Origin of the sequence: Variovorax sp. LG9.2, assembly GCF_035018885.1 — a bacterium.
GTDB lineage: Bacteria > Pseudomonadota > Gammaproteobacteria > Burkholderiales > Burkholderiaceae_C > Variovorax.
Window position 1 is genome coordinate 210,968 of the sequence record NZ_JASJXB010000008.1, and the last position, 22,452, is coordinate 233,419.

Here is a 22,452-nt window from a genome sequence, read left to right on the forward strand (position 1 = left end):
TTTTTGAGTCGATACGGGTAATCCACGAGAACTAATTGGCATAACGGCGCGCCAAAGCAACATTTTTTGTCCGGCCCCATTAACATCTTGTCATACAAAAGGACTACACTAAATCCATCGAATGTTGCGGCGCATCAACCCGTTGCGACATCGTGGGCAGAGGGTAACTCTCCGATGTTGGTCGGAAGATGTACGGCATTTGCTGACAACACAAGCCCAAGCGGATGTGTTCGAATTCTTTCGTATAGTAGTAAAGCGTTACACTGCCGCGCTGGTGGGCAGAAACCCTTTTTAGGGGGACTTTCATGTTTCGTACCGACTCGAACGCAGATGGCAATGTCGTGCGGCGCCCGACGCCAGGAGGTGGCGGTTCGCCAGCCTTCCCGGCCCCGGTCCAGCCCAAGCGGCTTAGCACTGCTCAGCGTGTCACCAAGCGCGCTGTGGATGTCCTTGGCGCGCTCGTTTTCTTCGCATTGTTCGGTCCGCTCTACCTCCTGGTGGCACTTTGCGTAGCGGTCAGCATGGGAAGACCCGTGCATTTCTGGCAAAACCGGCTTGGCGAAAGAGGCCAGCGGTTCCGCTTCTACAAGTTTCGCTCCATGGTGCACAACTCGGAAGAAGTGCTCGACGATTACCTGAGTCGCAACGACATGGCCCGCACAGAATGGGACACGTTTCAAAAGCTCGAGAAAGATCCACGCATCACGCCACTGGGGCAATTCATTCGCAAACTGAGCCTCGACGAAATTCCGCAATTCTGGAACGTGTTGAAGGGTGACATGAGCCTCGTCGGCCCGCGCCCTTGCATGGAACGTCAGCGTTCGTTGTATGGCAAGCATTGGCCACATTACTGCTCGATGCGCCCTGGAATCACAGGTCTGTGGCAAGTGAGCGGGCGCAACAAGCTGTCTTACGCCAAGCGCGTAGAACTCGATGCGCAATATGTCAACAACTGGTCCTTAATGTTCGACGTCCAGATTCTGGTTCGGACAGTCAAGACTGTGATTACGGGAGACGGATCGCGATGAATCCAATCAAGCCGGTCATCTTGTGTGGCGGCGCAGGGACCCGGCTTTGGCCCTTGTCGCGCAAGGCGCTTCCCAAGCAGTTCGCACCCTTGCTCAATGGCAAGAGTCTGTTGCAGCTGACGTTGGAACGACTGCGTGTACTCAACGCCGAAGTGATGTGCGTCGCTGCAGAAGAGCATCGCTTCCTTGTCCAGGAAGCGATCGATGCAGCCGCAGTGCACGGCACCCAATTGCTCGAACCAGTCGCACGCAACACAGCTGCTGCTATGGCTATCGCTGCCCTGCTGTGTGAGCCGGATCAGTTGATGTTGTTTGCACCGGCCGACCACCACATCCCCGATGCGGAAGGCTTCGCCGCTACGGTGCGCAGCGGCATCGAAGCTGCGATGGCCGGCAACATCGTCACGTTCGGAGTGGCGCCTACTTTCCCAAGTACAGGCTATGGCTACATCCGCCAAGGCGACGCGCTCGGTTTGGACGGCGACATGGCGATCGCGCGCCGTGTCGATGCCTTCATCGAAAAACCGGTGGCTGCGGACGCCGTTCAGTTGGTATTGGCCGGCGGTAATTTTTGGAATGCGGGCATCGTGCTGGTTAGGGCCAACGTCCTGGTAGATGCCCTGCGCGCACACGCGCCCGACATCCTGGAAGCCTGCAAATTGGCCACCGCTGCGCCTGAGCAGGATGGCAGCTTCCTGCGAATGAACCGAAGCGCATTCGAGAGTTGCCGCAGCCAGAGCATCGACTATGCGGTGCTGGAACAGTGCGACCACGTCGCGGTCGTCCCGTTCGCAGGGGTCTGGAGCGATGTGGGCAGCTGGAACGCAGTTGCAGAGCTCTATCCGGAAGATGCTGACGGAAACCGGGTACATGGTCACGGCTTTTCAGTCGACTCGCGTAACACGTTCATCCATGCACCGAACCGTCCAGTCGTTGCGCTGGGCACCGACGATCTCATCATCGTCGACACACCGGACGCAGTGCTTGTTGCCCACGCGAGCAACGCAGAGCAAGTGAAGAATGTCGTGAACCTGCTTGTTTCCAATGGGCAGGTTCAGGCCACCGAACACAGACGCGTCGCGAGACCCTGGGGGGCGTACGACAGCGTCGACAACGGCGAGCGTTTCGAAGTCAAGCGGCTGAGTGTCAAACCCGGTGCAAAGCTCTCACTGCGCATGCATCACCACCGCGCCGAGCATTGGGTGGTCGTCAAAGGCACCGCTCGCGTGACACGCGACAACGAAACGATCCTGCTGCGCGAGAACGAATCGATCTTTATCCCGCTTGGTAGCGTCTATCGACTCGAAAATCCGGGAAAGATCCCGCTCGAAGTGATCGAAATCCAGTCCGGGAGCTATCTCGGCAAAGACGACATCGTGCGCTTCGACGACAACTACGGTGTCGTCATTCCTGTCACCGTGCCGCGTAAGCACGCATAACCGACCGCCTGGAGCACCTCATGAGCCTGCCATCCGACACATCGAAGCGAATTTACGTTGCCGGCCATCGCGGCATGGTGGGTAGCGCGATCGTTCGCGAACTGCACCTTCGCGGATTCATGAACATCGTGACGCGTACACGCAGCCAACTCGATCTGACCAACCAGAGCGAGGTCAAAGCCTTCTTCAAGAGCGAGGCCGTCGACGAGGTCTACATGGCAGCGGCCAAGGTCGGCGGCATCCACGCCAACAATACCTACCCTGCCGAGTTCATCTATTCCAACCTGATGGTGGAAGCCAATGTCGTGCATGAAGCTTGGCGTGCAGGCGTCAACAAACTTTTGTTTCTTGGGTCGAGCTGCATCTATCCGCGACTTGCGCCGCAGCCGATGGCAGAGAACGCGTTGCTGTCGGGTTCGCTCGAACCTACCAATGAGCCATATGCCGTCGCCAAGATTGCCGGCATCAAGCTGTGCGAAAGCTACAACCGTCAATACGGCACCGACTATCGAAGCGTCATGCCGACCAACCTGTATGGTCCCGGCGACAACTACCATCCGGAAAACAGCCACGTGCTGCCGGCGATGATCCGTCGATTCCACGAAGCGAAACTGGCTGAAACGCCGCAAGTCGTCATCTGGGGCACAGGCTCTGCCAAGCGCGAGTTCCTGTACGTCGACGACATGGCCAAGGCCTGCATTCACGTGATGGATCTGTCCGCGCACACGTACAAGGCAAACACCGAGGTCATGCACAGCCACATCAATGTCGGCACAGGTGAAGATCTTTCGATCGCCGACCTTGCGCGCCTGGTCGCCAAGGTCGTCGGTTATGAGGGCGAGATCGTTCAGGATGTGAGCAAGCCCGACGGCGCGCCGCGCAAATTGCTGAACGTCGACAGGCTGAACAATCTTGGCTGGCAAGCCAGTACCGAACTCGGAGCCGGCATCGCACTGGCTTACGAAGACTTTATCGAAACCACGCAATCTGTAGAGCACGCCCAATGACTTTGAAGAAAGCCCTGATCACCGGGATCACCGGCCAGGACGGCTCGTACCTTGCGGAACTGCTGCTTGAAAAGGGATATGAAGTGCATGGCATCAAGCGCCGCGCTTCCTCGTTCAATACCGAGCGCATCGATCATTTGCTTGAAGACGCACCGAACCACGATCGCCGTTTGCATATGCACTACGGTGACCTGACGGACACCAGCAATCTCACCAGCATCATCCAACAGGTCCAACCCGACGAGGTTTACAACCTCGGCGCGCAAAGCCATGTTGCAGTGAGCTTCGACTCGCCTGAGTACACCGCCAATGTGGACGCGATGGGCACGCTTCGTTTGCTCGAAGCGATTCGAATTCTCGGACTGCAGCACAAGACCCGCTTCTACCAGGCGAGTACCAGCGAACTGTATGGTCTCGTTCAGGAGATTCCGCAGCGCGAAAGTACGCCGTTCTATCCACGCAGCCCGTACGGCGTGGCCAAGCTCTACGCTTACTGGATCACCAAGAACTACCGAGAGGCCTACGGCATGTATGCCTGCAACGGCGTACTCTTCAACCACGAGAGCCCGCGCCGTGGAGAAACGTTCGTTACCCGCAAGATCACGCGCGGACTGGCCAACATCGCTCAAGGCCTAGAGCAGTGCATACACATGGGCAACCTGGATGCGCTGCGCGACTGGGGCCATGCGCAAGACTACGTCCGCATGCAGTGGATGATGCTGCAGCAAGAGGAGGCACGCGATTACGTCATCGCGACCGGCGTGCAATACAGCGTGCGCGAGTTCATCGCAAAGGCAGCCGAACAGTTGGGCATCACGCTCGACTTCGTCGGCAAAGGCGTGGAAGAGAAAGCGATCGTTCGCAAGATTACCGGGGATAAGGCGCCTGCCGTCCAGGTCGGCCAGGTTCTAGTACAGGTCGAAGCTCGTTACTTTCGTCCCGCCGAAGTCGAAACACTGCTGGGTGATCCTTCGCTGGCAAAATTGGATCTCGGATGGGTGCCCCAAATCACCCTCGACGTCATGGTTGCCGAGATGGTGGCAAACGATCTCGACCGCGCCAAACGATATGCCTTGCTGAAGACACACGGCTACTCGATATCCGTCAGCAAGGAAGATTGAGCGCATTCCCATGGTGATTTCTCTACGCCGTTTTGCGAGCAACGCCGCACTTTCCGTGCTTCAGGTGCTTGTCTCCGGCGTTATCCTTTTCCTGTTGTATCGCTATCTGCTCAAGCACCTCGGTGCCGAGCAGTTGGGCCTGTGGTCGGTGCTGCTGGCCAGCACGTCGTTCGCGCGACTGAGTGATTTCGGATTGACCGGCGGCGTCGTCAAGTTCGTCGCTCGTTATCGCGGCAAGGACGACCCGGTCGGTGCCTCGGAAGTCGTTCAGACCACCGTGTTGACCATCGCCGTGGTGATGGGCGTGGTGCTGTTGGCACTCTATCCATTGCTCATCCACATCCTGAACTGGACGCTTCCCGCAGCCTCTATTCACGAAGCACGCAGCATCCTGCCGTGGGCTGTGTTGAGTGTTTGGGTCGGGGCCATTGCCGGTGTGTTTCAGGCAGGAATCGACGGCTGCCAACGCGCGGGCTTGCGGCACATCATCTCCATTGGCGGAAACGTCTTCCTGATCGTTTGCGTCATCTGGTTCGTGCCCAAGTACGGTCTGGAAGCTTTGGCTCGCGTGCAAGTCGCGCAATGGGTTGTGGTCGGCATCGCCAACTGGGTTTTGTTGCGTTTCCTGATGAAGGAACTCCCATTGCTCCCATGGCGCTGGTCGAAGCCGCGTTTCAAGGAAATGCTTGGCTACGGCCTCAACTTCCAGTTCGTGATGATCGCCGTCATGCTGTGCGACCCGGTCACCAAACTCTTGATGAGCCGGTTTGGTGGATTGAGTTCGGCAGCGTATTACGAGATGGCTAGCCAGCTCGTCATCCGTGTTCGGACGCTTCTCGTTTCGGCCAACGCAGTCATCGTTCCTGTCATCGCTGAACTCCAGGAGAAGTCGCCGGAGAAGTTGCGTGACGTTTACGTCCGTGCCTATGAAACGGTGTTCTTTCTGGCACTGCCGGTCTATGCGGGCATGTTCTTGCTTTTACCGTTGGTGTCGGACGTCTGGATCGGCCACGTCGAACCGCAGTTCATCGTCTTCGCCGCCATCCTGATCGGCACCTACTTCCTGAACAATCTGGAAGTACCCGCGTATTTCGACAACCTCGGGACGGGCGAACTGGGCTGGAACAGCGTGGCGCACTTCACTATGGCCGGGCTGAACGCCGCCTTGGGTGCGTTGTTCGGCTACCTGTGGGGCGCCGTTGGCGTCGCAGCAGGCGCATCGATTGCATTGCTGGTGTCGAGCGCCATGGTGCTGTGGTTTGTCAACCGCAAATACAAGGTGCCTATGCGGCAATTGATCCCGCGCGATCACCGTCTGATCGCCGTGGTGATCGGCTGCGTCACGATCGCCGGCATCGCCTGGCTGGCGTGGATCCAGACCCAGGGCCTCAGCATCCTCACGAACACGGGCATGGCGGTTGCGGCATTCGTCGTCGCGTACGTCGCGGTCGGCTGGAGGCATCCGTACCGCCATCAACTCGAGCGCTCCTGGCGCGACCATTTCTCGGGGACCGCCAAATGAGTACAGCCGTCGCATCGCCCATCTCGATCTCGCTCTCTTCGCTCCGCGTGATGTGGATCGCTATGGGAATGATCGCGGCCGTCAAGATCAATGTGATCGGCGAGATTTATATCGGCGAGGTGCTGGCACTTGTCGCGCTGCCATTCCTGTTATTGAAGCGCAGAGTCGACAGGAACGTCGCTTTTGTTATCGGCCTCGCGGTGTTCTGGAGTGCGGGGCAGTTCATCTCCGACCTGATCAACCAGACCGATCGCAACCTGTCTGTGAAGGGTGTATTGGCACCCATCGTGTTCGCGGCCACCATCGGCTCGACGATGATCCTTTTCGATCGCTACCCAAAGCGCATGCCATCACTGTTGCTGGGCGTTGCCCTCACGCTTTTCGTCGATGTGATCTTCACGCCTACGCCTGAGCAAATCTTCGAGCCCTGGAAATGGGGATACGGCGTCGCCACACTCGGCATAGGCTTGGTCTGGCTTTCGTTCTTCCGTGCGCGAAGCCTGTTGCTCATGAGCCTCGCGGTGCTTGCCTTCTTTGTCGCATGCATTCTTGCCAGCGCGCGGTCACTCGCCATGATCCCCCTCGCAGGTTTCGCGGCTTACGTCTTCTGGCACACCGACATTGCACGCGGTTTCAAGCGCTGGCTCACCGGCCGCTTCGGGCCTCTCAAGATCGCGGCGCTCGTCATCGCTGTAACTTGGGCACTGAACACCGGGTTGACAGCGTTTTTCTCATCCGGCGTGCTGGATCCGTTCCTTGAACCGACAGTGTCGGCCAAATACAAGCAGCAGGCTTCCGCCGACGTGGGGCTGCTTCTTGCCGGGCGTTCTGAATCACTCATTTCGATCCAGGCCTACCTCGACGCACCGATAGTCGGCCACGGTTCGTGGGCACAAGACAAATCCGGCTACATCTCGCGCTACACGGCGCTGTTGTACAAGCTGGGCATCAGCGACAACCTGAATAACGACGACGCGACCGACCTTGCGCTCATTCCTGCGCACTCGTATCTTTTCGGTGCCCTGGTGTGGAGTGGCTTGGCAGGCGGCATCTTCTGGATTGCCTTCACGTTCCGCGTCATAAAGCGATATTTGAAGTTCGCTACGCGCCTTCCGCTCTACTTTCATGTGGGCTTGGTCAACTTGCTCTGGAACCTATTTTTCTCCCCCTTTGGTGCCGACGCACGCTGGGCCGTCGCGGTGTTTATCGCGGCGCTGTTTGCGTGTTGCAACCAGTTGGGCAGAACCACCACTCAGTCGCCAGCCGCGTGAAACTCCTGCATCTCGTTTCCTCGATCGATCCCCGTGGCGGCGGCATTTCCGAAGGTGTCGTCCGCCTACAAAGCGCCTTGTCGCGGGCCGGCCATGAAGGCGAAATCCTTACGCTCGATGCGCCGGACGAGCCGTTCGTCAAAGCGTTTCCCGGGAAGATTCACGCGCTCGGCCCTTCGCGCGCCACTTATGCCTACACCCCTGGGCTCACCCCTTGGCTACGCCAGCATGCGAGCGAATACGACGCCGTCATCGTGAATGGCCTCTGGCAGTACACCGGCCTGGGTGCTCTGCGGGCGCTGGGTGCGCTGGGCGATGCCGCACCGCCTTATTTCGTTTTTCCGCATGGCATGCTGGACCCTTGGTTCAAGCGACGCTATCCACTCAAGCACCTGAAGAAATCGCTGTACTGGGCACTGGCGGAGTACCGGGTCTTGCACAACGCGGCCGCCGTGCTCTTTACGTGCGAAGAAGAAAGATTGCTCGCACGCGAATCGTTCTGGCCCTACCGCTGTGAAGAGGCAGTCGTGTCCTACGGCACTTCAGAGCCACCCGCTGAATCGAGCCACCTCACCGAAAGCTTTCTTCAAACCTTTCCGGCGTTGCGGGAAAAGCGACTCGTGCTTTTCCTGGGTCGTATCCACGAGAAGAAAGGTTGCGATCTTTTGATCGACGCCTTCGCGCAGGCAGCAGCCCGTTCGCCCGATGTTCATCTCGTCATGGCCGGACCTGACCAGGAAGGCTGGGTCGACGCTTTGCAGGCGCGTGCCCAGGAACTCGGGATCGCCAATCGCATCACTTGGGCCGGAATGCTCTCGGGTGACGTCAAGTGGGGTGCCTTCTATGCCTGCGAAGTGTTTTGCCTGCCGTCGCACCAGGAGAATTTCGGGATCGCCGTGGCCGAGGCACTTGCCTGCGGTCGACCCGTGCTGATCTCCGACAAGGTCAACATCTGGCGCGAAGTGGCTGACGATGCCGCCGGCCTCGTCGATACCGACACGCTGCCAGGCACTCAACAGCTGCTGCAACGCTGGCTCGATGCGACGCCGGCAGAAATGGCCGCGATGAGATCAGCCGCACGGCGCTGTTTCGAGCAGCGGTTTCGCATCGAGCAAGTCGCACAGAATCTGGTCCAGGCGATTCGCCAGTACGCGCCCAGCCTGTCGGTTGCGGCGACTGCTCAGAGTCCTGCGCAGGATGTGCAGGACATAGGCGTTTGAAATGACAGCGCCTTTGGGGTTGTGCGTGGTCGTGCTCACGCACAACGAAGAGCAGCACATCGAGCGCGCCCTGAAAAGCGTGGCGGGTATTGCGAGCGAGGTGTTCGTCATCGATTCCGGATCAACCGATCGCACAACTGAAATCGCAGGACAGCACGGCGCCACTGTGCTGTTTCATCCGTTCGTCAATCAGGCGCGCCAGTTTCAATGGGCGCTCGACCACGCGCCAATCACCGCCGACTGGATCATGCGGCTCGACGCCGACGAAGTGATCGAGGCAGATCTCTCGGCCGAGATCGCGAGGAAGCTTCCACACCTGCCCAAAGAAGTCGTCGGCATCAACCTGAAGCGAAAGCACATCTTCATGGGCCGCTGGGTGCGACACGGCGGCCGCTATCCGCTCGTGCTGCTTCGCATATGGCGTCGTGGTCTGGGCCGCGTCGAAGATCGCTGGATGGACGAACACGTGCTCGTTCGCGGTGGCCGCACCGAAACATTCGATGGCAGTTTTGCGGACGACAACCTGAATGACCTGAGTTTCTTCACGCAGAAGCACAATAAGTACGCGACGCGCGAAGCCATCGAAGTCCTCAATCAGCGGCATAACCTGTTCCCGCACGACGACGGCATGAGCAAAGACAGTGCATCGACGCAGGCGTCGGCCAAGCGCTGGATCAAGGAGCGTGTGTACAACCGCATCCCCTTCACGGTCAGCGCCCCTGCTTATTTCATCTGGCGTTATGTTTTTCAGCTCGGGTTTCTCGACGGCCGTTCCGGCTTGGTTTATCACGCACTTCAAGGGTTTTGGTATCGGTTTCTGGTTGGTGCGAAGGTGATGGAACTTGAGCGTGCCACCGCCCACCTTAACGACAAGAATTCAATGATTGCCGAGTTATCGCGCCTCACGGGCCACACTCTGGCGCGTCCGCCCGCTGAAGGCGCTTCTCGGTGAAGATCCTGGTTTATGGAATCAACTTCGCACCTGAATTAACCGGCATCGGCAAGTATTCAGCGGAGATGGCCGCCTGGTTGGCGGCTGCGGGCCACGAGGTGCGGGTTGTCACCGCACCTCCCTATTATCCAAAATGGGCGGTATGGCCCGGCTATCACGCTGGCCGGTACAGCAGTGAGATATGGCAAGGCGTGACCGTGTTCCGTGCGCCGGTTTGGGTTCCACGCAAGCCGACCGGGCTGACGCGCGTAATTCATCTCGCCAGCTTCGCGCTGGCCAGCATTCCGTCGTTGCTGGCGCAATGGCGCTGGCGACCCGACGTGGTCTGGCTGGCCGAACCCCCCCTTTTTTGCGCACCGGCCGCCGTCGCCTTCGCACGACTCGTTTCAGCCAAAGCATGGCTGCACATCCAGGACTATGAAGTCGACGCCGCGTTCGACCTTGGTCTTCTCAAAGGCCAGTGGGTGCGGCGTATGGTCATGGGCGGTGAGCGCTGGCTGATGCGTCGCTTCGATCGTGTGTCGACCATTTCCGAGCGGATGCTCCAGCGCGCAAGCGACAAGGGCGTCGATTCATCACGGCTTGTCTCGCTGCCGAACTGGGTCGATGTTTCGGCGATTCGACCGTTGACCCACTCTAGCCCGTACCGCGCGGAGCTCGGCATTCCCGACGACGCGATAGTGGCGCTCTACTCGGGAAACATGGGCGGCAAGCAAGGCCTGGAAGTGCTGTCCGAAGCAGCCAGCCATTTGAAAGCCGTGCCCGGTATCGTGTTCGTGCTGTGCGGCAACGGCTCGGGGCGCGCTGACCTGATGCAACGCTGCAGCGGACTTCCGAATGTCAAGTTCATCGAACTGCAGCCGCTCGAGCGGCTCGGCGATCTGTTGGGCCTTGCCGACATTCACCTGTTGCCGCAACGCGCCGACGCTGCCGATCTCGTGATGCCTTCCAAGCTCACCGGCATGTTGAGCAGCGGTCGCGCGGTCATCGCCACCGCGCATGCCGAGACCGAACTGGGGAAGGTCGTCATGCAATGTGGCGCGCTCGTACCACCGGACGACGCCAAGGCGTTGGCCGACCGCATCGAGTGGCTGGCGGGGCAGCCCGAGCTGCGACGCGAGATGGGCGTGAAGGCGCGGCACTACGCTGAAACGTGCATCGCCAAAGACGCGGTGCTTGCGAAGTTCGATCGCGACCTGCGCACCTGTCGGGCGAGCTGATCGACCAGGCGACCTGGTCAACGCCGACGATTGCACCGCAATATCGACAAAGACACCAGACAATGAAAAAGGGCCTTGCGGCCCTTTTTTATTGCTCCTCTGGAAGGATGCTCTCGTAGTTGTAGTTGGTGTACCGGTAGCGTCCGTACTTGTAGGCCCCATAACCTTGCCGGCTCGGTTCGATCGCATTCAGCAAAACGCCGTTGGCCGCCTTGCCGCCCAGCGCCAGCCGGCGCGTGGCCTCCTTCAACTCGCCCATTGTCGAGGTGTGCGCACGGGCCACCAGCAGCACCGTGCCTGCATGCGTCGCCACTGCGGCGGTATCGGCTGCCACCAGCACCGGCGGCGTATCGATGATCACCAGGTCGTATTGCTCGGAGAGCTTTTCAAGAATCGTGTTGAACGAGTCGGACAGCAGCAGTTCACCCGGGTTAGGCGGCAGTTGCCCGGTCGCCAGCAAGTCGAGATTTGGAATGACCTGCTTGTGAACAGTCTGCTGAATCGTCAAGCTGCCGGCGATGAGTTCAGAGAGGCCGCCGTGGCGCTGCAGACCCATGTACTGATGGATGTGTCCACGGCGCAGATCGGCGTCGATCAGCAGCGTGCGTTTACCCGCTGCGGCCATCAGCGCCGCGAAGTTTGCGGTGACGAAGCTCTTGCCGACGCCAGGTGTCGCGCCGGTAATCATCACCCGGTTGTTGGGCGACTCGAGCATCGCGAACTGCATGGCGGTGCGGAGACTGCGCAGGCTTTCGATCGCCAGATCGTCCGGCCGCTCGATGGCGAGCAACCTGACGCCGGTCGCACCGGTCAGTCGACGTTGCGCGATGCCCTTTTGTGCCGGGCTCAAAGGAATGCTCGAGAAAACCGGCAGTCCGATGTTCATTTCCAATTCATGCGGGTCACGAATGCGTTGCTCGACCAATGCATTTCGGATGAAGGCAGCCAGGATGCCGAGGAACAGGCCCAGCACCAGAGCGATGAGCACGATCATGCTGCGCTGTGGCTTGACTGGCGAATCCGGCACGGTCGCACTGTCGAGCAGTCGCACGTTGCCGACCTTGCCTTCTTTGACCAAACGCAGTTGCAGCGCCTGATTGAGCAGGGATTGATAGAGCGTCGTGTTGACGGTCACGTCGCGTTGCATGCGAACGGCATCTTGCTGAATGCCCGGCAACGCCTTGATGCGTCCCTGGACATCGTTGATGTCGCGGCTGAGCGCTGCCACCTGCGCATCGAGAGTCTGGACCAGCGGGTGATTGGACGTGAAGCGCGCTTCGAGTTCACGACGACGTTGCTGCGCCTCGAGCAGCTTGGTCTGACGGTCGACGGCGGTTGCCAGCACCAGCTTGGCTTCTTCGTCGAATGCGACGGTGCCCTTCTGGTTGCGATAGCTGTTGTAGAGCTGCTCGGACTCCTCGAGCTGGCGCTTGTACTGCGGCAGTTGAACATCCAGGAATGCCAGCGTCTTTTGCGCTTCGGCCGCTTTGCGCTCGATATTCTGGCGAACGTACTGGCTGCCGATCGCGTTCAGGATTTGCGTGACCTTGATGGGATCAGGATCTTGCAGCGTCGCGCTGATCACGCTCGTTTGCTTGCCCTTTTCGGCCAGCACCAGTCGAGACTGTAATGTCTCGATGGTGGCTTGCTTAGACAAACGAATCACGCGGAACTGCGCGCCGGCTTTGCCCAGCAACTCCGCGACGGTGAACTCGATCGGGCCTTGTGGCGTGTCGGCCTTCAGCAGTGCTCCGACCTTGCCGGTCAGCACTTCGCTCCAGCCCTTGTGTTCCAGCGTGTAGGCGCCGTCGCCCTTGGCCGTCAGGATGAACTCGCTTGGCTCCAGAGAAGGCGGCACCTCGAAGCGTGAGACAACGATCTTTTCGGTTCCCGACACGTAGCCGCCAAAACCGAGGAAGCCCGGGTTAGAAAGTTGCGTCGCGTGACGCGACAGCCATCCACCAATCAGCGGCGCATAGCGCGGATAGGCGTCGACATACAGCTTGGTCGCCTCCACCGCCTGGCCGACGATCATTCGTGAGCGCAAGATTTCGATCTCGGCGCTGGCCGGAGTTTTCACGTCGAACTGCGCATTGGCCTCGCCCAGGAAGCTCTTGTTGGCGTTGTTGTTCTCTTCTTCGACCTGGATCAGCAGGTTCGACTCGTAGATAGGCTGACTCAACAAGGCGTACGCGACGCCGATGGCAAGCACCACCGCAGTGATGGCTGCCACCAGCCACTTGTTGGCAAGCAGAATGTCCAGGTAGTGACCAAGATCGACGTCGTCGTCATCGCCACGGCTGGAGGTGCTGGACGGAGTCAGCGTCGAATGGGAGGTGAGTGTGGAGTTCATCGGCTGGATGCTTTTGTAATGCGTTGGACCCAATGCCGGGCACCGGCTTCTATTTGCGCGAGAGATGCTTGAAACACTTCGCGTGGTCGGCGGTACGGATCAGGCACGTCCTGCCCGTTCTGTCCGGCCATCTGAAAAACTTTTCCGTTGGTGAACGGATAGCGCTCGTGCATGGCACGCCGCTGGTTGCGCTCCATGACAAGAATCACGTCGGCACGCTGGCACATGTCGAGGCTGATTTGGCGCGCCCTGTGCGCGTCGATGTCGATGCCCTTCTCGCGCATCAACTCTTTAGCTACCGGGTCCGCCGGATAGCCGACCAACGCACCCAGGCCGGCCGAACTCACGTCGCGCCCGGGCAAGGCAGCAGCCATCAGGCCTTCGGCCATGGGACTGCGACAGATGTTTCCGGTGCACACGATGAGGATGTTCCACATGGGGTTGTTGTTGCGCGACCTGAACCTGTTACTTGTAGGTTCCGCGAACCAGATTCGCGCCCTGCGCCGACGGCAGGATCAAATTGACGATGCGACTCCAGCGCACCAACTCGACCGGGTCGACAAAGACGACGTCCTTGGGTTGCAAGGCGAAGCCATCGGCCATCGCCAACGCCAATGCGTTGCGTGCATCGAGATGGAAGATCGCCTGTCCGCCTTTTGGAAGGTTGCGGACCACGTAGATCTGACGCGGATTGGCCGTACCCAAGTCGACGCCTCCGACTTCGCTCAGTGCGTCGTTCAGGCTCAAACGACCATTTCGCATCAGCACGGCGGCTGGGCGCAACACCTCGCCCATCACGGAAATCTTGCTGTCTTCACGGTTGCGCACGGTCACCATGTCGCCGCTGCGCAGCGGAATTCGCGTGGGGTCAACACCCACCTCAGCCATACCCATCAAGTCGATCGACGTTGTTACACCATCGCGGGTCAGTGTCACGAAAGACCGGTCTCCTGTCGGCGTAATGCCACCAGCACGGCTGATGGCTTCAGGCAAAGTCATCGGAATGTCGGTAAAAACTTGCAGGCCCGGAACACGCACTTCGCCTTCGACATAGGCGCGCTTGCTACGAAACGCTTGAACGCGAACGTTGACTTGCGGCTCCTTGAACACGCGCTGCAGTCGTTTGGTGACAACGTCTTCGAGTTCCTGCACCGTCATCCCCGCCACCTTGAGGGTGCCGGCGTACGGAAAGCTCAGTTGCCCGGTGTTGGACACGATAAAACCCGGTGCCGGCGAGACGCTGGCGGGGTCAGCCACGGTCGTTGCAGGAATCGCACTCGAAATGATTTCTGGATGGTCGAAAACGGTGATGCCAACGACATCGCCGGGACCGAGGCGGTAGACCTCGGGTTCGCCGAGCAGTTTTGCGACGTCCTGAGGAAGCGTTGTACGGCGCGATGAAGTCAGCGTACGCAGAAGCTCAGGATTGATCTCCGAGACAGAGCCTTCGGGTGGCAGATCAGGATTGACCACTCCACCACTTGCCGCATTGGCCTTGGCTGCATTGTCTTTGACCTCACGCACGGCGCTGCTGGTCGATTCATAGCCAGGTCCAATCGCGGCGCAACCCGACACCGTAAGGAGTACCAGGCCAGACGCCGCCAACGCGACAGATGTGTAAATTCGTTTCAATCCGGACCCCCGAAATCGCAGTAAAAATGAATACTTTTGCAAACAGTTACGACTGTACATCACGTAACGCCAAAACCTCAAGTTGTTTCGGGGTGTACATCGTTTGATGGAGAAACGTGAACTTTTGCACTAATTGCAAAAATCCACAAAATCTCGCTTTTGCCCTTTTCCAGTCACGTTTTCTAGCTATCGAATAAATAGCAACGCGCTCTGAAAAAGTCTGGTGCGATCAGGGCGTTTCTGTCTGCGCAGCGCGTTTCCACGCCACGGTTGCCTGATCGGTGTCGTCACGCGCCTCAGCGAGGGTTGCGAGTGCCTGCCAGGAGCGCCTGTAAAGGCCTGCGTCCTGCAGGCCATTGCCGGCTTGCGTCAGCAATTGTTGGGCCTTGCCCCAAAGCTGCCGCTTCATGCAGGCCATGCCCGCGAGGTACTGCAGGTTCGGGTCGCGCGGGTTGTTGCGCTGCGCCAATTCGATGCGCGCGAGCCATTCCGCGTCAACAGAGTCCAGCCCCGCTTCCAGAGCGCGAGCCAGCTTCACGCGCAGACTGTCGCCCACGCTCTGCGGCTGTTCGACCATTCGGGTCCAGGCCGGCAACAACCAGCCTCGGGCAATGGCGAGGTCGCCGCGCAACAGCGCCATGCGCTGAGCACCATGGATCGCAACCTCGGGCATTTCTCGCTCGGAGGGCTCCAGTTGCCCCCAGGCGCTAATGAGCTGCGCCGGATCGTGCGCACTGGAGAGCAACTCGGTCGCCAGGCCGCGCACGATGCTCTCCGCCGCTGCATTTGAAAACGCCCGGTGCTTGGCCAATAGCCGCGCTGTCTCGAGAGCCTCGAGCGTGCGCCGGTCGAGGCGCGCCGCCTTGAGCCGCAAGCGCAGCGCCAGGGTGCGCCGCTGCGCGCCTTGGGGCAACTCCTCGAGCCGCGCCAGCGCCGCCGGCGCGTCGCGGTCTTCAAGTGCCCACCGCGCGGCGCGCAACTGGACACCTTCGCGCGTCTCGGGTGCCGGCAACGCATTGCGATCGACACTTTCGTTCAACGCCTGCTGCAAATGTGCGTCGCGGGCGGGCCGGTCTTGCAGGGCTTGGGCGCTCTCTGCCGCCAGAAGATGCGACAGCACCCTCACTTGCTGCGCCTGAGGTAGCCGGGCGTCGAGCGCGGCAAGTGTCTTTTCCTGCATCAATGCTGCTTGCGCCGCCTTGCGGGCGCGCGAGAACCGACCGGCAATCAACTGCGCCAGAGCGTCGAGCAGGGCGCCATAAAGGGCTCGCTCTTTTTGCTGCATCCGCCATTGCCGCGCCTGCACCGGCAACGAGAACAAAGCCGACAGGCCGCGCAACGCGAGGTGCAGCAGCATGAAGGCGGCCACCAGAAGCAGCAGCACAAGGTTCAGCGACAGGTCGACTCGCCATGGCGGCCAGAAGACGGTGATCGTGCCCTGGTTGTTGCCCGCGAACAGCGCCACGGCCGCCGCAATGCCGAAAAGCGCCAGAAGCCAAAGAGCAGCACGCATCGGCAGTTCAGCGTCCTGCTGCGGCGGTCGCGATGGCCGCCAGCGTGTCGTCGATGCGCGGCGGCTCGGTCGACTTGACCTGCGCCTGCAGCTGCTGCACCAGCGTTGCCGCGGCCTGCGTACGGCGCGACGCGGGGTCGAAGTACCGGTTCAGCGTGGCCGATACCGTGCCCAGCTCGGTGCGGGCGTTGTCGACCTGGCGCGACATCAACGCCAACCTGACATTGAGCAACTTGAGCTTCAGGTTTTCGCGCAAGAAAAAGGTCTGGTCGGGTGCGAGCAGCACGGACTCCGGTCGCTCGATGCGCCCGACGCGCAGCAACGACCGCGCCTCGCTTCGCGCGATCAGCAGCGCGCGTTGCCACCAGGGCGCGTCCGTCGGCACAGGTTCGGCCTCCCATGGATTGGCGCCCGCCCCACGCATCGCGACCGCGTTGACCGTCGGCAGATCGTCGACGCCGCGCGTCAGGTCGTCGAGCTTGCGCAGGGCCTCGCCGCTGTCGGTACTCGCAGTGCTGCGAATGCGGTCGGCATCGCGCTGCATCGCGCGTTGCAACGGCGCGAGCCGCGGTTGCGCAGCGCGCGTGATGCGCAGATCGCCGGCCTTCAACGCGGCGAGCAAAGGCTCGGTATTGCCCGTGACTTCCGCCTGCTGCAGTGCCAGCCGCACGGCGGATTCGATGTCGACGACCAGGTTCTCGTCGCGCGAGCGCGACAGGCTCTGCATCAGGTCTTCGAGTTGCGAGCGCTGCAGAGCAACTTCGCCGACACGCGTTTCTGTGAGCGCGAGGCGAGCGGCCGTGTCGCGCACCGTCTCTTGCGCTTGCCGGGCCAGCGCGCGCGCTTCGGCCGCTTGCATCAAGGCATCGGCGCTTTGACGCGCCAGTTGCTCCTGCATGCCGCTGACTTTTTGCCACAGCACGATACAGAGCACGAGCGCGAGAAGCGCCACGATGGCGAGCAAGCCAACGACGATGCGGGACAGCATCGCAGCCGCGATAGAAGGTGAGACACCGAGCGGGGCACGAACCGTTGCCGGCGCAGATGCAGGTTGGGCGATAGGCGCTATCGGCTCTGGCGAAAGATCGTCCGACGGGAGGGCAGCGCTCATGCCAACGATTCTATCGAGGCGACCAGCGCTTCTTTGAGCGGTTGAGAGAGCACGACCGTGCCAAAACCCGTTGCCCTCGCCGCCTCAGCGATGCGCGCGTGCGTCGCGACCGCAAGCGCCTTGCCCCATAAAGTATTCGGCAACGCGCGTCGCAGATTGCCGATCGCTTCCGAGCTGCTGAAGAGCCAGATCGCGCCGCCCTCCGCGCCGTCGGCAGCGATGGCCAGCGCAGCGCTGTCGAATGCTGGTGGCAAGCGACGGTAGGCCACCACGGTGTCGTAAGACGCCTGCGCCATTTCGATCTCGTGCGCCAACCAATCGCGTCCTGCGGCATTACCGGCCGCATCGCCGCCGCGAACGATCAGCAAGCGCGCGCCCGGCGTTACCTGTGGGCGCACCAGAGCCCAAAGCGCTTCAGAATCAAAATTGCTGGTGGCCGCATCCGGCGCATCGATGGCACCTGACGCTACCCCTGCGTTACGCAGCGCGCGTGCGGTGCCGGGGCCGGTCGCCCAGCAGCGCAGCGTCACCGGCACCTCGCCCGGTCGCAGACGGAAGAACTCTTCCACCGCGTTGGCACTGACGAACATCACCGCGGCGTAGCCCGCGGCCCGCGCCCATGCTGCGCGCAAGGGCTCGAAGTCGGCCACCGGCGCGATGTCTATCAGCGGCAACGCCACGGCATCGAGCCCCGCGTTGCGCAGGTCATCGACCCATCGAGTGGCTTCCCGCGCCGGCCGCGTGACGATGACGCGCGTCGCACTCATGGCGGTGTGCCTTCAGTGCGCGCCGGCCGCACGCAGCAGCACAGCGGCCCGGTTGCCCAACGCCGCCGCAGCGTCGAGGTCGCCGGCCTCGGCTTCCGCATGGACCGCGACCAGCGAGGCGCTGCCCTCCGGATCGCCCCAGGCCGCATCGATGCGCAAGCCCCCGCCCCGCTGCCAGCGGGCATGCGCCGCGAGTGGCATCGAGCAGCTGCCGCCCATCGAGCGGCTGACGGCGCGTTCGGCCGCCGTGGCGAGCCAGTCGGAGCGGTGCCCCAAGGGCGCCAGTGCCGTGATCAGGTCTTCACGGTCTGCGCGAATCTCGATGCCGAGCGCACCCTGCCCGGCGGCCGGCAGCATGACGTCGGGCTCGAAGGCAATGCGAATCCGGTCTTGGAGCCCCAGCCGTATCAATCCCGCCGCAGCCAGGATGATCGCGTCGTACTGACCCTCGTCGAGCTTGCGCAACCGGGTGTCGAGGTTGCCGCGCAGCGGTTCGATGCGAATGTCGGGCCGCAGCGCGCGCAACAACACGACGCGGCGCAAGCTCGATGTGCCGACCACGGCGCCGTGCGGCAGGGCTTCCAGCGATGCGTAGCGCGGCGAGACCAGCGCATCGCGTGGGTCTTCGCGTTCCAGCACGCAGGCCAGCGCGAAGCCGAGCGGCAGGTCCATCGGCACATCCTTGAGCGAGTGCACGGCGATGTCGGCTGTGCCCTCTTCCAGCGCGGTTTCGAGTTCCTTCACGAACAAACCCTTGCCGCCGATCTTGCTCAACGAACGGTCGAGGATCTGGTCGCCACGGGTGGTCATGCCGAACAGGCTGACCGTGTGGCCTCTTTCTTGCAGCAGTGCCTTGACGTGTTCGGCTTGCCAGAGTGCCAGACGGCTTTCGCGCGTGGCGATCACGATGTTGCTCACAGGCGTTTTCCACTGGTGAATATGACCCGCGGAATGCTAGCATGTTGCGCTGCAGCAACGCCGATGGCCATGTCTTTCGGCGCGTTGAAAGCGCTTACGGCAATCCCGCCAAGACGAGGAAAGACCAGGAGAAGAGACCGTTGAAAACAACAAGCAAGACGACAAGCAAATCAGCAGCGCCCGTTGCAGTGACAAAGCGCAGGCCGAGCGAAGACCAGCCACTGGTCGATGACATCCGCTTGCTCGGCCGCATCCTCGGCGACGTGATCCGCGAGCAGGAAGGCGAAGAAACCTACGCGCTGGTCGAAAAGATCCGCACGCTTTCGGTCGCCTTCCGGCGCGACGCCGATCACCAGGCCGACCGCGCGTTGAAGAACCTGCTCAAGGGCTTGAGCGCGTCCGAAACAGTGCGTGTGATTCGCGCCTTCACCTACTTCAGTCACCTTGCCAACCTCGCCGAAGACCGGCATCAGATTCGCCGTCGCACCGAGGCCGATCGCGCCGGCGAAAGCGCGTCCGGCACGCTGCCGATGGCGCTAGCCCGCATCCGAAAAGCCGGCATCTCGCCCGCAGCCATTGTCGAAACGCTGGCCCACAGCTACGTGTCGCCAGTGCTCACCGCGCACCCGACCGAAGTGCAGCGCAAGAGCATCCTGGACGCCGAACGCGCCATCGCTCTGCTCTTGACCGCACGCGACGAGATCCAGCAGCGCCACTACGCGTTCATCGGCAAGAAAGACGCGCTCACACCGATCGAGTACGCCGAGAACGAGGAACAGATGCGCACCCGCGTGACGCAGCTCTGGCAGACGCGACTGCTGCGATTTTCGAAGCTGACGGTGGCCGATGAAATCGAAAACGCGCTGAGTTATTACGAAGCGACATTCCTGCGCGAAATTCCCCGTGTCTACGCCGACCTCGAACGCGCCCTGGGCCAGCGCGGCATTGCGCCGTTCCTGCGCATGGGCCAATGGATCGGTGGCGACCGCGACGGCAACCCGAACGTCACCGCCGACACGCTCGAATACGCGCTGAAACGCCAGTCCGAACTGGCACTGCGCCACTACCTGACCGAGGTGCATTTTCTCGGCGGCGAGCTGTCTTTGTCGGCCACGCTGATCGATGTGTCGGTCGAGATGCAGGCCTTGGCCGAGCGCTCGCCCGATGCCAACGAGCATCGGCACGACGAGCCCTATCGCCGTGCGTTGACGGGCGTGTACTCGCGCCTCGCCGCCACCTTGCGTGACCTGACCGGAGGCGAGGCCGCACGCCATGCCGTGGCGCCGCAAAACCCGTACACGCATGCTGAACAGTTTCTGGCCGACCTGCGCACCATCGAGGATTCGCTCATCGAAAAGCATGGCGCGGTGCTCGCCGCTCAGCGCCTGAGCCCGCTGATTCGCGCGGTCGAGGTGTTCGGCTTTCACCTGGCAACGGTCGACTTGCGCCAGAGTTCCGACAAGCACGAAGCCGTGGTCGCCGAACTGCTCGCCACCGCGCGCATGGAACCGGCCTACGCCGCGCTGGCCGAAGACGCCAAGCAAACGCTGCTGCTGAAACTGCTCGACGACGCACGCCCGTTGCGCGTGCCAGATGCGGCGTATTCGCCGCTGGCCCAAAGCGAACTCGCGATCTTTGCAGCGGCGCGTACTTCACGCGCGCGCTACGGCAATGCCGCTATTCGCCACTACATCGTGAGCCACACCGAAACGGTCAGCGACCTGCTCGAAGCGCTGCTGCTGCAAAAAGAAGTCGGCCTGCTGCGCGGCGCCATGGACAAGGACGCCACCAACGACCTCATCGTCGTGCCGCTGTTCGAAACCATCGAGGACCTGCGCAACGCCGCGCCGATCATGCGGGCCTTCTATGCGCTGCCGGGCATTGCCGCGCTGGTGCAGCGGTCAGGTGCGGAGCAGGACGTGATGCTGGGCTACAGCGACAGCAACAAGGACGGCGGCATCTTCACCAGCAACTGGGAGCTGTACCGCGCCGGCCTGGCACTGGTAGCCCTGTTCGACGAGTTGAACAAGGGCAAGACGGAGCCGATCCGGCTGCGCATGTTCCACGGCCGCGGCGGCACCGTCGGACGCGGCGGCGGTCCGAGCTACGACGCCATCCTGGCGCAGCCACCAGGCACGGTGCGCGGCCAGATTCGCCTCACGGAACAAGGCGAAGTGATCGGCTCCAAATACGCCAACCGCGAGATCGGCCGACGCAACCTGGAGACGCTGGTCGCCGCCACACTGGAAGCCACGATGTTGCCTGTCGCCAAGGCAGCGCCAGCGCCCTTCGTTGCAGCCGCCGAGGCGCTGTCGGTCGCGAGCATGGCCGCTTATCGCAAGCTGGTTTATGAAACTCCAGGTTTCGGCGACTATTTCTTCGGCGCCACGCCCATTCGCGAGATCGCAGAACTCAACATCGGATCGAGGCCAGCGTCGCGCAACCCGAGCCACAAGATAGAAGACCTGCGCGCAGTACCGTGGAGTTTCAGCTGGGGCCAGTGCCGGCTCACACTGCCGGGCTGGTATGGCTTCGGCTCGGCGATCGAGCAGTTCCTGGGTGACGGCAAACCTGCCGAGCGCAAGGAGCGGCAAGCGCTGCTGCAGCGCATGTACGCGCAGTGGCCGTTCTTCAGGACGCTGCTGTCGAACATGGACATGGTGCTGGCCAAGAGCGACCTCGCGCTGGCGTCGCGCTACGCCGAGCTGGTGGCCGATCGCAAGCTGCGGCAGAAGGTGTTTTCGATGATCGAGACCGAGTGGCATCGCACCTCGGACGCGCTCACGCTCATCACCGGCGCCAAGCAGCGACTCGAAGGCAACGCCGACATGCAGCGCTCGGTGCGCCACCGCTTTCCGTACATCGACCCGCTGCACCATCTGCAGGTCGAACTGATGCGGCGTTACCGTGCCGGCGAAGGCGGTGAGCGGCTCCAGCGTGGCATTCACATCTCGATCAACGGCGTGGCGGCCGGCCTTCGCAACACCGGCTGATCACGTTGTGCGCGCCCTCCTACGCAATCATTCGCCGATCGGGGGGCATGGAGCGTCAGGTTCAGGATCAAACTGAAATTTGGTCACACGGCAGCCGGATTGCAATGTTGCAAACCGCGTCGGCGCTCTGGTCGTTCACAGGAAACCTTGCTATGTCTTCGCCTCGATCTTCTGCCGTTTCGCATGCAAGCCAAGGCGACTTCGTGAGCAGCGATTTCGATGCGCTGGCACTTCACATGCGGGACTGCGCAAGAGCGCGCGGCCCCATGTTCACGTTGCGGAGCGGCTTGCAGCGGTTTCACGCCATGGCTGCCAGCCGGATCGTGACCGTTGCTTTTCTGGCCTTCGTCATTGCGCTCGGACTGCTGGCCCTCGCCTGACATGT

At 61.4% G+C, this 22,452-nt stretch carries 18 protein-coding genes; 11 read left to right on the forward strand and 7 right to left on the reverse strand.

Translation table 11 applies throughout. The annotated features are described in order from the left end of the window. The first annotated feature begins 305 nt into the window (after nucleotides 1-305). From QN413_RS11245 to QN413_RS11285, 9 genes are read left to right on the forward strand one after another with little or no spacing between them, the layout of a single operon-like run. Nucleotides 306-1,028 carry a sugar transferase gene (locus QN413_RS11245; RefSeq protein ID WP_187052740.1) on the forward strand — a complete coding sequence of 241 codons (723 nt, stop codon included), beginning with the start codon at nucleotides 306-308 and terminating at the stop codon, nucleotides 1,026-1,028. Further along, a complete protein-coding gene (locus QN413_RS11250) occupies nucleotides 1,025-2,467 on the forward strand; it encodes a mannose-1-phosphate guanylyltransferase/mannose-6-phosphate isomerase (RefSeq protein ID WP_323496690.1) in 1,443 nt (480 codons plus the stop codon). Before QN413_RS11245 ends, QN413_RS11250 begins: the two co-directional genes overlap by 4 nt. A gap of 20 nt (nucleotides 2,468-2,487) precedes the next feature. Then, complete coding sequence (gene fcl / locus QN413_RS11255) at nucleotides 2,488-3,474, forward strand: GDP-L-fucose synthase (RefSeq protein WP_187052742.1); 987 nt, start codon at nucleotides 2,488-2,490, stop codon at nucleotides 3,472-3,474. Then, a complete protein-coding gene (gmd, locus tag QN413_RS11260; protein ID WP_323496691.1) occupies nucleotides 3,471-4,595 on the forward strand; it encodes a GDP-mannose 4,6-dehydratase in 1,125 nt (374 codons plus the stop codon). The genes fcl and gmd overlap by 4 nt, the downstream gene beginning before the upstream one ends. A 10-nt stretch (nucleotides 4,596-4,605) precedes the next feature. Continuing rightward, the gene (locus QN413_RS11265) at nucleotides 4,606-6,117 is read left to right on the forward strand and encodes an oligosaccharide flippase family protein (protein WP_323496692.1); all 1,512 of its coding nucleotides are present in this window, start codon (nucleotides 4,606-4,608) and stop codon (nucleotides 6,115-6,117) included. Continuing rightward, nucleotides 6,114-7,388: a hypothetical protein gene (locus QN413_RS11270; RefSeq protein ID WP_323496693.1), complete on the forward strand. Its 1,275-nt coding sequence runs from the start codon at nucleotides 6,114-6,116 to the stop codon at nucleotides 7,386-7,388. Before QN413_RS11265 ends, QN413_RS11270 begins: the two co-directional genes overlap by 4 nt. Beyond that, a complete protein-coding gene (locus QN413_RS11275) occupies nucleotides 7,385-8,608 on the forward strand; it encodes a glycosyltransferase (RefSeq protein WP_323496694.1) in 1,224 nt (407 codons plus the stop codon). The genes QN413_RS11270 and QN413_RS11275 overlap by 4 nt, the downstream gene beginning before the upstream one ends. Before the next feature lies 1 nt (nucleotide 8,609). Further along, nucleotides 8,610-9,560: a glycosyltransferase family 2 protein gene (locus QN413_RS11280; protein WP_323496695.1), complete on the forward strand. Its 951-nt coding sequence runs from the start codon at nucleotides 8,610-8,612 to the stop codon at nucleotides 9,558-9,560. After that, complete coding sequence (locus QN413_RS11285; RefSeq protein WP_323496696.1) at nucleotides 9,557-10,780, forward strand: glycosyltransferase WbuB; 1,224 nt, start codon at nucleotides 9,557-9,559, stop codon at nucleotides 10,778-10,780. The genes QN413_RS11280 and QN413_RS11285 overlap by 4 nt, the downstream gene beginning before the upstream one ends. An 88-nt stretch (nucleotides 10,781-10,868) precedes the next feature. Here QN413_RS11285 and QN413_RS11290 read toward each other — a convergent pair whose 3' ends face one another. The 7 genes from QN413_RS11290 to hemC form a co-directional block, all read right to left on the reverse strand. Next, nucleotides 10,869-13,133, reverse strand: a complete 2,265-nt coding sequence (locus QN413_RS11290; protein WP_323496697.1) for a polysaccharide biosynthesis tyrosine autokinase — start codon at nucleotides 13,131-13,133, stop codon at nucleotides 10,869-10,871. Next, nucleotides 13,130-13,570, reverse strand: a complete 441-nt coding sequence (locus QN413_RS11295) for a low molecular weight protein-tyrosine-phosphatase (protein ID WP_323496698.1) — start codon at nucleotides 13,568-13,570, stop codon at nucleotides 13,130-13,132. Before QN413_RS11295 ends, QN413_RS11290 begins: the two co-directional genes overlap by 4 nt. Nucleotides 13,571-13,598: 28 nt before the next feature. Next, the gene (locus tag QN413_RS11300; RefSeq protein ID WP_261802438.1) at nucleotides 13,599-14,657 is read right to left on the reverse strand and encodes a polysaccharide biosynthesis/export family protein; all 1,059 of its coding nucleotides are present in this window, start codon (nucleotides 14,655-14,657) and stop codon (nucleotides 13,599-13,601) included. Between the two features lie 337 nt (nucleotides 14,658-14,994). After that, nucleotides 14,995-16,278, reverse strand: a complete 1,284-nt coding sequence (locus QN413_RS11305) for a heme biosynthesis protein HemY (RefSeq protein WP_323496699.1) — start codon at nucleotides 16,276-16,278, stop codon at nucleotides 14,995-14,997. 7 nt (nucleotides 16,279-16,285) lie between these two features. Next, the gene (locus tag QN413_RS11310) at nucleotides 16,286-17,389 is read right to left on the reverse strand and encodes a uroporphyrinogen-III C-methyltransferase (RefSeq protein ID WP_323496700.1); all 1,104 of its coding nucleotides are present in this window, start codon (nucleotides 17,387-17,389) and stop codon (nucleotides 16,286-16,288) included. Then, entirely contained in the window at nucleotides 17,386-18,156 is a 771-nt protein-coding gene (locus tag QN413_RS11315) for a uroporphyrinogen-III synthase (protein WP_323496701.1), read from the reverse strand. Before QN413_RS11315 ends, QN413_RS11310 begins: the two co-directional genes overlap by 4 nt. A gap of 12 nt (nucleotides 18,157-18,168) precedes the next feature. Continuing rightward, nucleotides 18,169-19,074, reverse strand: a complete 906-nt coding sequence (hemC, locus tag QN413_RS11320) for a hydroxymethylbilane synthase (RefSeq protein WP_323496702.1) — start codon at nucleotides 19,072-19,074, stop codon at nucleotides 18,169-18,171. A gap of 41 nt (nucleotides 19,075-19,115) precedes the next feature. Here hemC and ppc point away from each other — a divergent pair, with 41 nt between their 5' ends. Continuing rightward, entirely contained in the window at nucleotides 19,116-22,067 is a 2,952-nt protein-coding gene (gene ppc, locus QN413_RS11325) for a phosphoenolpyruvate carboxylase (protein WP_416352169.1), read from the forward strand. A 47-nt stretch (nucleotides 22,068-22,114) separates the two neighbouring features. Continuing rightward, nucleotides 22,115-22,447 carry a hypothetical protein gene (locus QN413_RS11330; protein ID WP_323496703.1) on the forward strand — a complete coding sequence of 111 codons (333 nt, stop codon included), beginning with the start codon at nucleotides 22,115-22,117 and terminating at the stop codon, nucleotides 22,445-22,447. The last annotated feature ends 5 nt before the right edge of the window (nucleotides 22,448-22,452 follow it).